Source organism: Lactobacillus delbrueckii subsp. jakobsenii ZN7a-9 = DSM 26046, assembly GCF_001888925.1.
GTDB classification, from domain to species: Bacteria; Bacillota; Bacilli; order Lactobacillales; family Lactobacillaceae; genus Lactobacillus; species Lactobacillus delbrueckii.
On sequence record NZ_CP018218.1, the window covers coordinates 1,551,907 to 1,565,311 of the forward strand.

At 51.1% G+C, this 13,405-nt stretch carries 16 protein-coding genes, 1 pseudogene and 1 other annotated feature; of the genes and pseudogenes, 2 read left to right on the forward strand and 15 right to left on the reverse strand.

What is annotated here, in order from left to right; genetic code table 11:
• Positions 1-17: 17 nt before the first annotated feature.
• Genes LJ046_RS07875 through efp form a run of 8 tightly spaced genes read right to left on the reverse strand, consistent with a single transcriptional unit; the run spans position 18 to position 5,611 of the window.
• Positions 18-833 carry a TlyA family RNA methyltransferase gene (locus tag LJ046_RS07875; RefSeq protein ID WP_002879684.1) on the reverse strand — a complete coding sequence of 272 codons (816 nt, stop codon included), beginning with the start codon at positions 831-833 and terminating at the stop codon, positions 18-20.
• A complete protein-coding gene (locus LJ046_RS07880) occupies positions 833-1,696 on the reverse strand; it encodes a polyprenyl synthetase family protein (protein ID WP_002879683.1) in 864 nt (287 codons plus the stop codon). Before LJ046_RS07880 ends, LJ046_RS07875 begins: the two co-directional genes overlap by 1 nt.
• A 4-nt stretch (positions 1,697-1,700) precedes the next feature.
• Positions 1,701-1,940 (reverse strand): exodeoxyribonuclease VII small subunit, encoded by a 240-nt coding sequence (locus tag LJ046_RS07885; protein WP_002879682.1) that lies wholly within the window; start codon positions 1,938-1,940, stop codon positions 1,701-1,703.
• Positions 1,933-3,303: an exodeoxyribonuclease VII large subunit gene (gene xseA / locus LJ046_RS07890; protein ID WP_002879681.1), complete on the reverse strand. Its 1,371-nt coding sequence runs from the start codon at positions 3,301-3,303 to the stop codon at positions 1,933-1,935. The genes LJ046_RS07885 and xseA overlap by 8 nt, the downstream gene beginning before the upstream one ends.
• Complete coding sequence (locus tag LJ046_RS07895) at positions 3,290-4,141, reverse strand: bifunctional methylenetetrahydrofolate dehydrogenase/methenyltetrahydrofolate cyclohydrolase (RefSeq protein WP_002879680.1); 852 nt, start codon at positions 4,139-4,141, stop codon at positions 3,290-3,292. Before LJ046_RS07895 ends, xseA begins: the two co-directional genes overlap by 14 nt.
• A gap of 51 nt (positions 4,142-4,192) precedes the next feature.
• On the reverse strand, positions 4,193-4,591 hold the full coding sequence (gene nusB, locus LJ046_RS07900; RefSeq protein ID WP_002879679.1) for a transcription antitermination factor NusB: 399 nt from the start codon (positions 4,589-4,591) through the stop codon (positions 4,193-4,195).
• Positions 4,591-5,025, reverse strand: a complete 435-nt coding sequence (locus LJ046_RS07905; RefSeq protein WP_002879678.1) for an Asp23/Gls24 family envelope stress response protein — start codon at positions 5,023-5,025, stop codon at positions 4,591-4,593. The genes nusB and LJ046_RS07905 overlap by 1 nt, the downstream gene beginning before the upstream one ends.
• A gap of 19 nt (positions 5,026-5,044) precedes the next feature.
• A complete protein-coding gene (gene efp, locus LJ046_RS07910) occupies positions 5,045-5,611 on the reverse strand; it encodes an elongation factor P (RefSeq protein WP_025895739.1) in 567 nt (188 codons plus the stop codon).
• A gap of 207 nt (positions 5,612-5,818) precedes the next feature.
• Here efp and LJ046_RS07915 point away from each other — a divergent pair, with 207 nt between their 5' ends.
• Complete coding sequence (locus LJ046_RS07915; RefSeq protein WP_072557716.1) at positions 5,819-6,868, forward strand: IS30-like element ISL7 family transposase; 1,050 nt, start codon at positions 5,819-5,821, stop codon at positions 6,866-6,868.
• 64 nt (positions 6,869-6,932) lie between these two features.
• Here LJ046_RS07915 and LJ046_RS07920 read toward each other — a convergent pair.
• The 3 genes and pseudogenes from LJ046_RS07920 to rplU all read right to left on the reverse strand — a co-directional run bounded on the left by LJ046_RS07920 (position 6,933) and on the right by rplU (position 8,815).
• Positions 6,933-8,044, reverse strand: a pseudogene (locus LJ046_RS07920) (M24 family metallopeptidase).
• Between the two features lie 144 nt (positions 8,045-8,188).
• Positions 8,189-8,488, reverse strand: coding sequence for a 50S ribosomal protein L27 (rpmA, locus tag LJ046_RS07925; RefSeq protein WP_002879309.1), 300 nt, complete (start codon positions 8,486-8,488; stop codon positions 8,189-8,191).
• Between the two features lie 15 nt (positions 8,489-8,503).
• Complete coding sequence (gene rplU / locus LJ046_RS07930) at positions 8,504-8,815, reverse strand: 50S ribosomal protein L21 (protein ID WP_002879308.1); 312 nt, start codon at positions 8,813-8,815, stop codon at positions 8,504-8,506.
• 16 nt (positions 8,816-8,831) lie between these two features.
• Positions 8,832-8,908, reverse strand: a sequence feature (ribosomal protein L21 leader region).
• Between the two features lie 147 nt (positions 8,909-9,055).
• Between rplU and LJ046_RS07935 the strand changes: the two genes are divergently transcribed.
• Positions 9,056-9,412 carry an arsenate reductase family protein gene (locus LJ046_RS07935; RefSeq protein ID WP_002879307.1) on the forward strand — a complete coding sequence of 119 codons (357 nt, stop codon included), beginning with the start codon at positions 9,056-9,058 and terminating at the stop codon, positions 9,410-9,412.
• 41 nt (positions 9,413-9,453) lie between these two features.
• Here the strand turns inward: LJ046_RS07935 and LJ046_RS07940 are convergent, their stop codons facing one another.
• The 4 genes from LJ046_RS07940 to LJ046_RS07955 all read right to left on the reverse strand — a co-directional run bounded on the left by LJ046_RS07940 (position 9,454) and on the right by LJ046_RS07955 (position 13,402).
• Entirely contained in the window at positions 9,454-10,581 is a 1,128-nt protein-coding gene (locus LJ046_RS07940) for a trans-sulfuration enzyme family protein (RefSeq protein ID WP_002879306.1), read from the reverse strand.
• A 26-nt stretch (positions 10,582-10,607) separates the two neighbouring features.
• Positions 10,608-11,759 carry a trans-sulfuration enzyme family protein gene (locus LJ046_RS07945; protein WP_002879305.1) on the reverse strand — a complete coding sequence of 384 codons (1,152 nt, stop codon included), beginning with the start codon at positions 11,757-11,759 and terminating at the stop codon, positions 10,608-10,610.
• Between the two features lie 157 nt (positions 11,760-11,916).
• Positions 11,917-12,633: an ABC transporter ATP-binding protein gene (locus LJ046_RS07950; RefSeq protein ID WP_002879304.1), complete on the reverse strand. Its 717-nt coding sequence runs from the start codon at positions 12,631-12,633 to the stop codon at positions 11,917-11,919.
• Positions 12,626-13,402: an ABC transporter ATP-binding protein gene (locus LJ046_RS07955; protein WP_002879303.1), complete on the reverse strand. Its 777-nt coding sequence runs from the start codon at positions 13,400-13,402 to the stop codon at positions 12,626-12,628. Before LJ046_RS07955 ends, LJ046_RS07950 begins: the two co-directional genes overlap by 8 nt.
• Positions 13,403-13,405 lie beyond the last annotated feature (3 nt).

Below are 13,405 nucleotides of genomic sequence, written 5' to 3' on the forward strand. Positions count from 1 at the left end.
GTCCCACAGCATCCTTTCTACAGACCCTGGGCAGCCCGGTCAACCAGCTCGCTGACTGAGCCGGACCAGAGATTCTGCCCTGGATTTGCCTGGTCCTTCTTCAAGTGAAGCAAAAATTCAATATTCCCCTTGCCGCCCTTGATTGGTGAATAGTCAACGCCCAAAATGGAAAAGCCAATTTCCAGGGCCTTGGCCATAGTGTGCTCGATCACTGCCTGGTGAACCGCGTGGTCCCGGACGATCCCGTGCTTGCCGACATTTTCCGGACCGGCCTCAAACTGAGGCTTGATCAAGCAGACGGCATCCCCCTGGTCTTTTAAGATTTCATACATCGGCGGCATGATCAAGTCCAGGGAGATAAACGACACGTCGGTCATGGCGAAGTCCGGCAGGCCTTCGGTAAAGTCGGCGGGAACCGAGTAGCGGAAGTTCTGCCGCTCCATCACTACCACCCGGGGGTCATCCCGCAGCTGCCAGGCCAGTTGGTTATAGCCCACGTCCAAGGCATAGACCAGTTTGGCCCCATTTTGCAGGGCTACGTCGGTAAAGCCACCAGTTGAAGCCCCGATATCCAGGCAGACCTTGTCTTTTAAGTCAATGTTCCAGACCTTGACCGCCTTTTCCAATTTGAAACCGCCCCGGGAAACATACTTGAGCTTATCCTTTTTAATGAAAAATTCCTCGTCAACGGGAAACTTCTCCCCGGCCTTATCGATCCGCTGGTGGTTGTGGTCAGTTACAAGACCCGCCATGATGGCTCTTTGGGCCTGAGTTCTGGAGTTAAAAATTCCCTTGGCGGCCAATAATACGTCCGCGCGTTCTTTACTTGCCATTACAGTACCTTCTGATATAAATCCAAAAAGCCTAGCAAAACTTCTGCTTTTTCCCCGGCCAGGTCAGCCTTGCCTTTTTCAATCAGCTGCTTGAGTTCATTTCTGGTTGCCTCTGCCCCCAGCATGGTCAAGCTGTTGTTCTTGCCCACTTCCTGGTCCTTATGGGTCGCCTTGCCCGCTTCTTCCTGGCTTTCAACGATGTCTACCAGGTCGTCATAGAGCTGGTAAGAGCGGCCAAAGTGCTTGGCGAAGGCCAGGTACTTTTGGGCCTGCTGGTCAGGGCAAGCAGCTAATGCCGTGGCCATCTGAACGCTGGCCAAAATCAAGCAGCCGGTTTTCAGCCATTCCATGTGGTCAATCACTTCTTCACTGCTGTCTTCATTGTTGGTGGTATCGATGTCCAGATATTGGCCAGCCACCATCCCCTTTGGACCCACAGCTTCAGTAATGATCTCGACCAGCTTCCAGTTATGTTCAGCCTGGGCGATCCACTGGATACCTAAAGGCTGGAGGGCATCCCCGGCCAAAATAGCTTCAGCTTCGCCCCATTTCTTGTGGCTGGTCAATTCCCCCCGCCGGTAATCGTCATTGTCCATGGCCGGCAGGTCATCGTGGATCAAAGAATAGGTATGGATCAGTTCAATCCCGCAGGCGGCCTGGACTTCTTTTTCGGTGATCTCAACACCCAAGGCGTCTAAAGTTGCCAAAAAGAGCAAAGGCCGCAGGCGCTTGCCCCCAGCCATAACTGAATAAGCCATGATTTCAGCAAAACGGGGGTCATCGCTTTCTTTTGCCAGTTGTCCTTCTAAAAAATCATTGATGATTGGCGTGTACCTAGCTTGAAATTCTTTAAAAGTTGTCATGGCTTTATTCCTTTGGTGCTGAAGCATCGGTTGGATCAAGTTCCTTCTCGCTGCCATCAGACTCGATCAACTTGGCCACGGTGTTTTCGGCCTTGGTCAATTCCTGCTTCAATTCCCGGCTCAGCTTGACTCCGGTCTGGAACTGGGCCAATGATTCTTCCAGTGACAACTGGCCATTTTCCAGCTGGCCAACGATTTCCTGCAGCTCCTTGAGCTGGCTTTCAAAATTGTTCTTCTCAGTCATTCTTTTCCTCCTTAATCTCTTCAATCCGGCCGATGGCCTGGCCATCCTTTAAGTGCAGGCGAACCTGGTCGCCTGGAGCCAATTGCTGAACTGACTTGACTACGTTGCCGCTCGCGTCAGTCGTGTAGCTATAGCCCCGGGCCAGGGTCTTTAAAGGACTGTAGTCGTCCAGCTGCTGGACGGCCTGCCGGCAGGCAGCCTTCTTTTGTTCCAGAATCCGCTTGATCCCCATTTCCAGGCTCTTGGCCAGGTAGCTGTTTTCCTGCTTAAGCTGCTTGATTCTCCGGTCTGGGGCCTGGTGCTGGAGGCGCTGGGTCAAAAGGCTGAGCTTTTGCCCCTGGTCTTTGACAATTACTTCCATCATCTGGCTCAGCTGCTGGGACAATTGGTCGACCTGCTGTATCTTCTGCTCATAGAGGCGCTGGGGCTCTTTCATGATAAAAGAATTCTCCAGCTGGGCCAGGGCCTGGGCCCGGACCTGGATCACGGCCCGGATGTCGGTCAAAAGCCGGGTCTGCAGCTGGCCAATTTCAGCCAGGACCAGGGTTAGGGCCGGCGTCGCCATTTCAGCGGCTGCCGTTGGCGTAGCCGCCCGGCAGTCAGCTGTCAGGTCACAGAGGGTGGTATCTGTTTCGTGACCAACTGATGAAATCACCGGCATCTTCATGGCATAAACCTGGCGGACCACTTCTTCTTCGTTAAAAGGCCACAGGTCTTCTAAAGACCCGCCCCCCCGGCCGATAATGAGCACGTCATATTCATCTGCCCGGGCTTGGATCTGCTGCATAGCAGAAACCAAGCTGCCAGCTGCGCTTTCCCCTTGCACCTGGGCTGGAAAAAGGTCAATTTCAGCGTGCGGGAAGCGGCGGTTAGCCGTTACCATGATGTCGTGGATGACCGCCCCGGAGGCTGAAGTCACAACAGCGATCTTATCTGGAAAAAGGGGCAGAGGGCGCTTGTGCTCTTGGGCAAAGAGGCCTTCTTTAGCCAGCTTCTCCTGCAGCTGCCTAAAGCGTTCATACAAGGCACCAAGGCCGGCCGGTTCCATGCTTTTGGCATAAAACTGGTAGCTGCCCTGGGCTTCATAAGTTGACAAGCGGCCGGTCACGTAGACCTTCATCCCTTCTTCCGGCTCGAACTTAACCTTGTCAAAGTCTCCGCGGAACATCACCACATTGATTTTAGACTTGTCGTCTTTTAAAGAAAAGTACTGGTGACCACCTCTCCGGAAGCGGAAATTCGACAATTCCCCTTGGAGAAAAATTTGCCGCAGGTAGGGATCCCGGTCAAATTTCTGCTTAACATACCAATTTAATTCACTGACAGTCAGGTACTTTTCGTCCGTCCCCTTAATCGAGTCCATGCTGTCTCCTCGTCAATTTGATGACTTCTTCCATTAAAAACTCTACCGTCAAAGGGCCAACCCCGCCAGGCACAGGCGTGATCCAGCTGGCCTTTTCTTTAACGGGGGCAAAATCAACGTCACCGACCAGGTGGCCGTCCACCCGGTTGATGCCTACATCAATCACGACCGCCCCTTCTTTAACCATGTCCGCCTTGATCATTTCCGCCTTGCCGACCGCGCAGACCAGGATGTCGGCCTGCTTGGTCAAGTCAGCCAAGTTCCGGCTGCGGGAGTGCAGGATTGAGACAGAAGCGTTTCTTTCCAGCATCAAGGCAGCCAGGGGCTTGCCGACAATGTTTGACCGGCCGACAATCACGGCGTTCTTGCCAGTCAAGTCAATTTGGTAGTGGTCCAAAAGGGCAATGATGCCGGCAGCCGTAGCTGGTTCGACAAAGTGCTTGCCCTGCCAGAGGCGGCCGATATTGGCCGGAGTCAGGCAGTCAACGTCCTTCTCCGGATCGATCCTTTCAATGACCCGGTCAGCATTGATCTGCGGGGGAACCGGTAACTGGACCATCAGGCTGGAAACTTCCGGGTCCGCGTTCAAGCTGTCGATCAACTTTAAGACATCCTCTTCGCTTTTATCAGCCGGCAATTGATAAACTACCTGCTTGATGCCCAGCTCCTCAGCCTTCCGCTTCTTGGAGGCGACATAGACCTTGCTGGCCGGATCATCGCCAATATTGATGACACAGAGCTTGGGACTGACCCCATGCTCTTTTAAGGAAGCCACTTCACTGCCTAACTTTTCCCCTAATTCCCGGGCCAGCTTCTTCCCGTCTAAAATTTCTCCCAAAACTGCCTCCTCCTTAAGAAAAAAAGCCGGCGAAACGCCGGCTTTTAAAGATTATTCTTGCACAAAGTTTGCCAATATGCCATTGATGAAGGCCTTTGACTTCGGATCATCAAACTCGTCACACAAGTTCAAAGCCTCGTTGATGGCTGACCGATCTTCAATAACCGGGCTGTACAGCATTTCATACAGGGCTACTTCCAAAATTGCCAAGCTGGTCTTGCTCAGCCGTTCCAAGCGCCAGCCTTGCTTCAAGTTGGCGGAAAGTTTGTCACGCAGTTCAGCCTGCTTGTCGATCACGCCGCTGACCAGTTCCTGGCTGTAGGCCGGCAAAGTATCCAAGTCCAAAGCGGACTTGACATTGTTTTCCAATTCACTGGCCGTCACGCTGGGATCCTGGTTATACAGATAAATGGCTTGCAGTGCAATTCTTCGACTATCGTGTTGATTCATTACTTATCTTCTTCTTGATCGGGGAATAATGGTTGATCAGCATCTTCAAAGTTCTTTTCATCTTCAGGGAAGACGAGACCAACGACATGAACATCAATGGACTTCAAATTCATATCCGTCATCTGAGTCAGCTGCTGCTTCAGAGCTTCTTGAATCTTGCCCGCAACAGCTGGCACGTTGACGCCGTACTTGAGATATACGTAAACGTCAGCCGTCAGTTCGCCGTCTTCATCAACTGAGACGGCAACTCCCTTGCCCCGATCCTCGCGGCCAAAGACACGGCTCAAGCCTGACTTCAAGCCAGCGCGCATCCCGGCAACACCGTCGACCTTCTGAGCTGAAATGCCCAAAATGACTTCGAGTACCTGCAGGTCGATCTTTATTTGATCGCCCTCATCATTGCCGCTTAAAACGATTGTTGAATTATCAGCCATTTTTCCACCTCGAAAACTACTACTTAGAACGTGATACGTATGAACCGTCACTAGTGTTAATCGTCAGCACGTCACCAACATTGATAAAGAATGGCACAGTGACAACCAAACCGGTTTCCATCGTAGCTGGCTTACCACCACCTGATGAGGTATCGCCGCGGATGCCTGGTTCGGTTTCAACGACTTTCAGGTCAACCGTGTTTGGCAGGTCCAGACCCAAGGTTTCACCATTGTGGGAAATAATGTTCACAATCATGTTTTCCTTCAGGTACTTGGCTTCCTGGTCGATCTGAGCGTTTGGCACTTCCAATTGCTCGTAAGTTGCCGTGTCCATGAAGACATAGCTTGAACCGTCGTTGTAAAGGTATTGCATTTGCCGAGTTTGAATGTCAGCCGTTTCGACCTTGGCAGTTGAACGGAAAGTGTATTCTTGAACGGCGCCGGTCCGCAAGCTCTTCAGCTTTGAGCGAACGAAGGCACTGCCCTTACCTGGCTTAACGTGCTGGAATTCAACGATACGCCACAGGTCGTTGTTGTATTCGATCGTGAGGCCGTTCTTGAATTCGTTAACAGAAATCATTGTCATCTGGTAAATCCCCCGTTTCTACATCTTAAATTGTACCAATAAACACTAAATTTTACCATAAAAATAATCTTCGCCGATTGTAAAATTAAACTGAACACTGTTTCGATCCAGTAAGAAAAATCGTTTTCACTGGATTAGAGCACAAAAAATCCATTTCAACCATCTGGTAGAATATGAATTACCACAAACATTTCTAGAGAGGTTAAAATGGATCATTCATATTCTAACACTAAACCACACCAAAAGGGCAAGCACCTTAAGCTAAACGACCGGACTACAATCCAGGAGCTGCACTCTAAGGGCTACTCCAACCGTGCTATAGCCAGAGAGCTTAACTGCTCGCCAAGCACGGTCGGATATGAGCTCAAAAGAGGCACAGTATCCGTGTATACCGGCAATGTGAAGCGGTATAAAGCTGTCGAAGGGCAAAGCACTTACGAACTACATAGAAGCAAATGCGGCCGCAAGAGCTTGTTTCTTCGCAGACATAAGTTCATCGACTATGTTTCCCACTGCTTCCATAATCGAGGCTGGTCTCTTGATGCTTGCGTGGGTTATGCTTTGGCCAAGGGAATCTTCCAGAAGGATCAGGTCGTATCAACCAAAACTCTGTATAACTACGTTGACTTGGGCCTAATGGACATCAAGAACGGTGATCTTCCAGAGAAGGTCAAGCGCAATACTAAGACTCGTCGTGCCCGTGTAAACAAGCGTATCCTGGGACGAAGCATCGATGAACGTAGTCCTAGAATCGAAAGTCGTAAGGACTTTGGTCACTGGGAATGCGATCTGGTTCTTGGACACAAGACTAAGGACGATGATGTGTTGCTTACTCTGTGCGAACGAAAGACGCGTCAGTTCTTCATGATCAAGATCGAGGATAAAACCTCAGCTAGCGTTATGAAGGCATTTGATAAGCTTCGAGAGTACTACGGATCCAAATGGAATCAAATCTTTAAGTCTATCACAACCGACAACGGATCTGAGTTCGCAGATCTATCCGATCTTGAGCAAGTTTCCAAGACTCTTGTGTACTACGCTCACCCTTATACATCCTGTGATAAAGGCAGCGTAGAACGGCACAACGGGCTTATCAGACGCTATATTCCCAAGGGAGACCGTATGGATAAGTACAGTGTGGAAGATATTGCTAAGATCGAGGTATGGTGCAACTCTCTTCCTCGGAAGATCTTAAACTACAAGACTCCAGAAGAGTACTTTGACACCGAACTTGACCGCATTTACCGGCGTAGATAGTCAAAATTTACCAGATGTTATGGTAAGTGTTCAATTTATTTTTGCAATTGGCGTAAAAATAATCTTACAGGTGAATGAGTTCGTCCTTTGGTAAAGTGGACAAAACTTTCGGAGTGTCGCCATTAACCAGAATATCATCTTCGATCCGGACCCCGCCTTGCGGCAGGTAGATGCCTGGTTCAACCGTGTGCACGATCCCGTTTTCCAGGGTCGTCTGGCTGAACAAAAATTCCGGCTGACACATTTCATGGATTTCCAGGCCGATTCCGTGTCCAATCCCATGGCCGAAATATTGCCCGTAGCCGGCGTTATTGATGTAGCCTAGCCCCGGGCTGCCTGGTCAACGTCCTTGCCAGTTGCCCCGGCAACAGCGGCGGCAATCCCCCGCTTTTGTGCTTCCAGAACGATCTTGTAGATCTTTTCCAGTTCATCTTCCACGCTGCCCAAAGCGTAGGTTCTGGTAATGTCGGCGGTGTAGCCGTTATATGAAGCGGCCGCGTCAATTACGACCAGTTCGTGCTCTTGCATCAAGCGGTCGCTGGCCACCCCGTGGGCCCAGGAAGAACGGGGACCAGAAGCGATAATTGAGTCATAGCCCGGGCCGTCGCCGCCGTAGAGCTTGAAGAGGTAGTCGAGCTTGGCGCCCACGTCTCTTTCCTTGGCACCTGGCTTAAGCATTGGCAGAACTTCTTCAAAGGCTCTTTCTGAGATTTCAACAGCCTTTTTAAGAGTGGCCAGTTCCAGGTCATCCTTGACATTGCGGACCCGTTCAACGATTTCAGTAACCATCACCAGGTCAACATCTGGCAGCTGGGATTTGATCGCGTCATATTCATAAGCAGAAACAAATTCTGCTTCGACTAAGAGTTTCTTGACCCCCAGCTTTTTGACCTCTGCCGCGATTTCGGCCGCTTCGTGGCCATGCTTCATGACTACCTTCAGTTCACCCACTGCCTGGGCTTCGATTTGCGGGGCAAAGCGGGAGTCTGACAGAAGCACCCGGTCGCCGTTTTTGGCAATGATCAGCTGGGCTTCTTCACCGGTAAAATTGGTCAGGTAGCGGTAGTTTGCCCGGTTGAAAACCAAGAGGGCATCCGCGTCCTTGTCCTTGATCAAGTCGGCAGTTTCCTTGATCCGTCTGGTCAACAGACTTAACAATTCATTGTTCTTGCTCATAAGCACCATCCTTTTCTGCAGATTTTAAGCTTTTATTCATGATGCTTTTATTATACAAAAGATCAAGGACTTAAACATTCTTTCCCTGGAAAAAGGGCAAGAAAAAAGCAGGCAGCTGGACTGTCTGCTCCTTTGCCGGCTTGATTATTCAGCGTCTTCTACTGGCAAAACAGAAACTTGCTTCTTGTACTTGCCAAGACGTTCGAACTTAACAACACCGTTAGTCAGTGCGAACAAAGTGTCGTCGCCACCGCGGCCAACGTTCTTGCCTGGGTGGATCTTAGTACCACGTTGACGGTAGATGATTGAGCCAGCGTGTACTTCTTGACCGTCGGCACGCTTTGCGCCCAAACGACGACCAGCTGAGTTACGACCGTTGGTAGTTGAACCACCACCCTTGTGGTGGGCAAGTAACTTTGCGTTTGAAAGAATGTTCATCATCATAGTGTTCACCTCTTACTAAGCTTCGATGCTCTTAACAGTAACCTTGGTGTAAGGTTGACGGTGACCGTACTTAGAATGTGAGTGCTTCTTTGGCTTGTACTTGAAGGTTACAACCTTCTTTTCCTTGCCTTGCTTGTCAACACTAGCAACTACCTTAGCACCTTCAACTAATGGAGTACCAATCTTAACGTCGTCACCATTAGCTACCAGGATAACTTGGTCAAAAACAACTTCTTCGCCAGCTTGTACGTCAAGCTTTTCAACGAAGATACTTTCGCCTTCGGCAACCTTGTATTGCTTGCCACCGGTCTTAATAACTGCGTACATTAGTACACCTCCGTATAAAATTACTTAGACTCGCCATCAAAGGTGCTGCCCAAAGCAGGCTTGTCAACCTTATCTGCGCGGTTGCAGAATCGAGGTATCACTCAAATTGCAACTCTGTTAGTATAGCACGCTTTGCCCGCCTTGCTCAAGTTTTTTGCCAGGCAAATTCCTGTTTTTGCCAGATTTTTTGCGTTAAACTCAAAAGAGATAATTTAGTAAGGAAGAAATCGAGGGAAAAACATGCCAAAATTCTATGGATACAAGCGCTGCTCCACTTCCCGGAAGGCCCAGAAGTGGTTTGACGACAAGGGCATCAGCTATGACTTCCAGGACCTGGTGGAGACTCCGCCGGAAAAAGACCTGCTCTTGTCCTGGCTGACCAAGTACCAGGACCGCGGCCTGCGATACTTTTTCAACACCAGCGGCCAGCACTACCGGCAAATGGGCCTGAAAGACAAGTTGCCAAATATGACTATAGAGGAAGCCGCTGATCTCTTGTCTAAAGACGGCAAGCTGATCAAACGCCCCCTGGTCGTTGATGACCAGCACTTAACCTGCGGCTTTAACGAAGAGGTCTACGAGCAGACCTGGAAATAAGCAAAAACAAGTTCCGGCTTCTGGAACTTGTTTTTTTGCTTTTATTCCCCCAAGGCCTGGGCCAGGTCGGCAATCAAGTCGTCCGCGTTTTCCAGGCCCACTGAGAGCCGCAAAAGCCGCGGCGTAATTCCCAGCCTGAGACGCTGGTCTTCTGCAACATCGTCATGGGTCTGGTAGTAAGGAATGGTCAAGAGGCTTTCTGCCCCGCCCAAGCTTTCCGCGAAAGTAATCAGCTTGATGCTCTTGAGAACCCGGTCGACTTCTTCGTCGCTGTCCAAATAAAAGGAGATCATCCCCGCCTTGCCCGGGTAGAGGACTTTTTCCACGTGCGGCGCCTGCTCTAGGAAAGAAACGATCTTTTTCGCGCTGGCCGTGTGCTGCTGCATTCTTAAAGGAAGAGTCTTCAAGCTTCTTGTCAAAAGCCAGCTGTCAAAGGCGGACATAGTGTCGCCAACCGTAATGGTGTACTGGAAGTAAAAGTCGGCCAAAACCGGATCCTTGACCACCACGATCCCGCCTAAAATGTCGTTATGCCCGCCCAGGTACTTGGTGGCCGAGTGAATGACCACGTCTGCCCCTTGGGTCAGCGGCTTTTGGTAATATGGCGTGTAAAAAGTATTGTCAACGGCCACCAGGATATCAGGATTATAGTCATGAACAGCATCAGCCACGGCCTGGATGTCTACGCTCTTCATCATCGGGTTGGACGGGGTTTCCAGCCAAACAAGCTTGGTCTTTGGCGTCAAAAGCCCCAGCAAATTTTCCAAAGTTTCCCCGTTCCAGAGCTTGAACTTGATCTGGAAGTGGTCTTCCAGGTGACGGAAGTAGCGGAAGTCGCCCCCATAAAGGTCGTCTAAGCTGACCACTTCATCCCCGGTCTTCAAAACACTTAAGACCAGCTGGACAGCAGCCATCCCGCTGGCTACAGCGAAACCTTGGCAGCCTTCTTCCAGTTTGGCCAGAGTCTCTTCCACGGTTTTCCGGTTAGGGGTTTCCACCCGGGAATAGGTAAAGCCCTGCAAGCGGTCAAAGTTGACCGCCTGGTCCAAGTCCGGGTGCCGGTAACAGGCCGACAAGTACAGGGGCTGGGCGACCGGATTGGCTCCGTCTTTTATGCTGCCGGCTTCCGCCACGATGGTCTCAAAAGACCGGGTATCTTTTTCTGTCATCTTTTTCCTCCATTTCCTTAAATCCATTATCTTTTAGCTTCGGCCAGGGCCTGGTCAATGTCAGCGATCAAGTCCGCCGCGTCTTCAATGCCCACGGCAAAGCGGATAAGGCCCGGCTTGATGCCGGCGGCCAGCTGCTCTTCTTCTGACAGTTCGGCATGGCTCATCTTGCTTGGCAGTTCGACCAGGCTTTCAACCGCCCCTAAGCTTACTGCCAGGCTGAACAGATTTAGACTGTTAACAAAAACTACCGGGTCATAAATATCGTTGTCCAGTTCACAGGAGAAGACCCCGCCCGCCCCCTTGGCCTCTTTGCGCAGGTCATCATAGCCGGCTAGGTCCGGATCACCTGGATAGTAAATCTTGGCGATTCCGGCCTGCTTTTTCAAAAATCCAATAATCGCTTGAACATTTTCCATCTGCCGGTCTAAGCGCAGTGACAAGGTCTTGATCCCCCGGGCAAGTTCATTGGAATCTTCCGGCGACAAAATCCCCCCAATGGCATTTTGCACAAAGTAGATCCGGTCAGCCAGCTCCTCTCCCTTGGCAATAACGGCCCCGGCACTAACATCAGAGTGGCCGGCCAGGTACTTGGTGGCGCTATGAACAACCAGGTCTGCCCCGTATTCAAGCGGGCGCAAAAGATAGGGGCTGAGGAAGGTGTTGTCGGTAATAGCCAGGATGCCGTGCTCATGGGCTAATTGGGCAATCCCGGAAACTGGCGTCACCTGCAAAAGCGGATTAGTCACCGGCTCAAAGTAGATTGCCTTGGTATTCGGCTGGATGGCTTTTTCCACTGCCGCCAAATCCCGGGTGTCAACTGCCGTAAATTCCAGGCCCCGGTCTTTGAAGTACTGGTAGACGATCCGGAAGGTGCCCCCATAAATTTGGTCACCGATGACGATATGGTCCCCAGCTGCAAAAATTGCCAAAGCCGCGTGAATCGCCGCCATTCCGCTGGCAAAAACAAAGGCCCGGTCTCCCCCCTCCAAGCAGGCCAGCTGTTCTTCAACGGCATTTCTGGTCGGGTTGCCCGACCGGGAGTAGTCGTACTTTACTTGCGCCCCGATTTTTGGGTAGGCAAAAGTGGTCGCCTTGTAAACCGGCACGGCAACGGCCCCTGTTTGATTGTCATTTTGCCGGGGCTGGTGGACCAGCCGGGTGTTGAATCCCGCCATCTTTTTCCTCCTATTTGTATTAAATCTTATTCCATTATTAACTGTTTTCTTAATCTAAAACTAATTATACCCCAAGGATCAGCCTTTTCCTAGCAGATAAGAAATGAAGAAAAAATAACCTTCGAAAGCAGTTTCCCGCTTTCGAAGGTTATTCTTTTTAACCACCAAGGTAGGCCTTTTGCACGGCCGGGTCGTTGAGCAGGTCCTGCCCGCTGCCGGTCATCTTAACTTCGCCTGAGGCCAAAACGTAGCCCCGGTTGGCAATGCTGAGGGCCTGTCGGGCGTTTTGTTCAATCAAGAGGACAGTCATGCCTTCCTTGTTGATGCTTTTAATAATGTCAAAAATTTCCTGGATGTAGATTGGCGCCAAACCCATGGATGGTTCATCCAGCAAGAGCAGCTTCGGCCGCGCCATCAAGGCCCGGGCCATGGCCAGCATCTGCTGTTCCCCGCCGGAAAGAGTTGCGGCGTCTTGCTTTTGCCGTTCCTTCAAGATCGGGAAGCGTTTAAACATGGCTTCCATGTCCTTTTCCACCCCGTCCTTGTCCTTTCGGAGGTAAGCACCCAGCTGCAAGTTTTCCTTAACCGTCATCCCGGCAAAAATCCGCCGGCCTTCTGGTACCTGGGAAACCCCGGCAGCCACGATCTTAGGCGCGGTCAACTTAGCCAGGGACTGGCCCAGAAAGACGATTTCGCCATTAGCCGGCTTCAAAAGACCGGAGATAGTCTTCAAAATGGTCGACTTGCCGGCTCCGTTGGCCCCGATCAAGGTGACGATTTCGCCCTCCTTAATGTCAAAGCTGACATCGCGGACAGCCTTGATTGCCCCGTAATTGACTGAGAGCTGGTCGACTTCCAAAATTTCTTTAGACATCTGCTCCACCTCCGAGGTAAGCGTTGATAACTGCTTCGTCATTTTGGATTTCACTTGGCGTCCCCTTAGCCAGCAGCTTGCCTTCCGCTAACACATAGATTCTTTCCGCCAGGTTCATGACCAGGGACATGTCGTGTTCAATCAAAAGTACGGCAATCCCGTATTCGGTCTGCAGGCGCTTGATCAATCTGGTCAAGTCAGCCGTTTCTTCCGGGTTCATCCCCGCGGCTGGTTCATCCAGACAGATGATCTTGGGCTCCGTAGCCAGGGCCCGGACGATTTCCACCCGCCGCTGAGTCCCGTATGGGAGACTGCCGGCCGGGAAGTACATGACATCTTCCAGGTCAAAGTCCTTCAAAAGTTCCTTGGCCCGCTCTTCCATGGCTTCTTCCGTCTTATAGTAAGCAGGAAGGCGGAGAACCGCCGTCAGGAAGTTTTCCTTGTAATGGTTGGTCAAGGCGATCAAGACATTTTCCAAAACGGACAACTGGCTGAAGAGGCGGATGTTCTGGAAAGTTCTGGAAATCCCCATCTGGGCCACCTTGTAGGCCTTGGTGTTCTTCTTGACTTCCTGGCCGCCAATCTTGACCGTCCCGGTCGTGGCTGGTCCCACCCCGGTCAGACAGTTGAAGAAGGTGGTCTTCCCGGCCCCGTTCGGCCCGATCAGGGCAACCAGTTCTTTTTCGCCCACGTGCAGAGAAACATCGTCGACCGCGGTCAAACCGCCAAAGACTTTGGTGATGTGGTCCGCGTTTAAAGCATCTGTCATTTC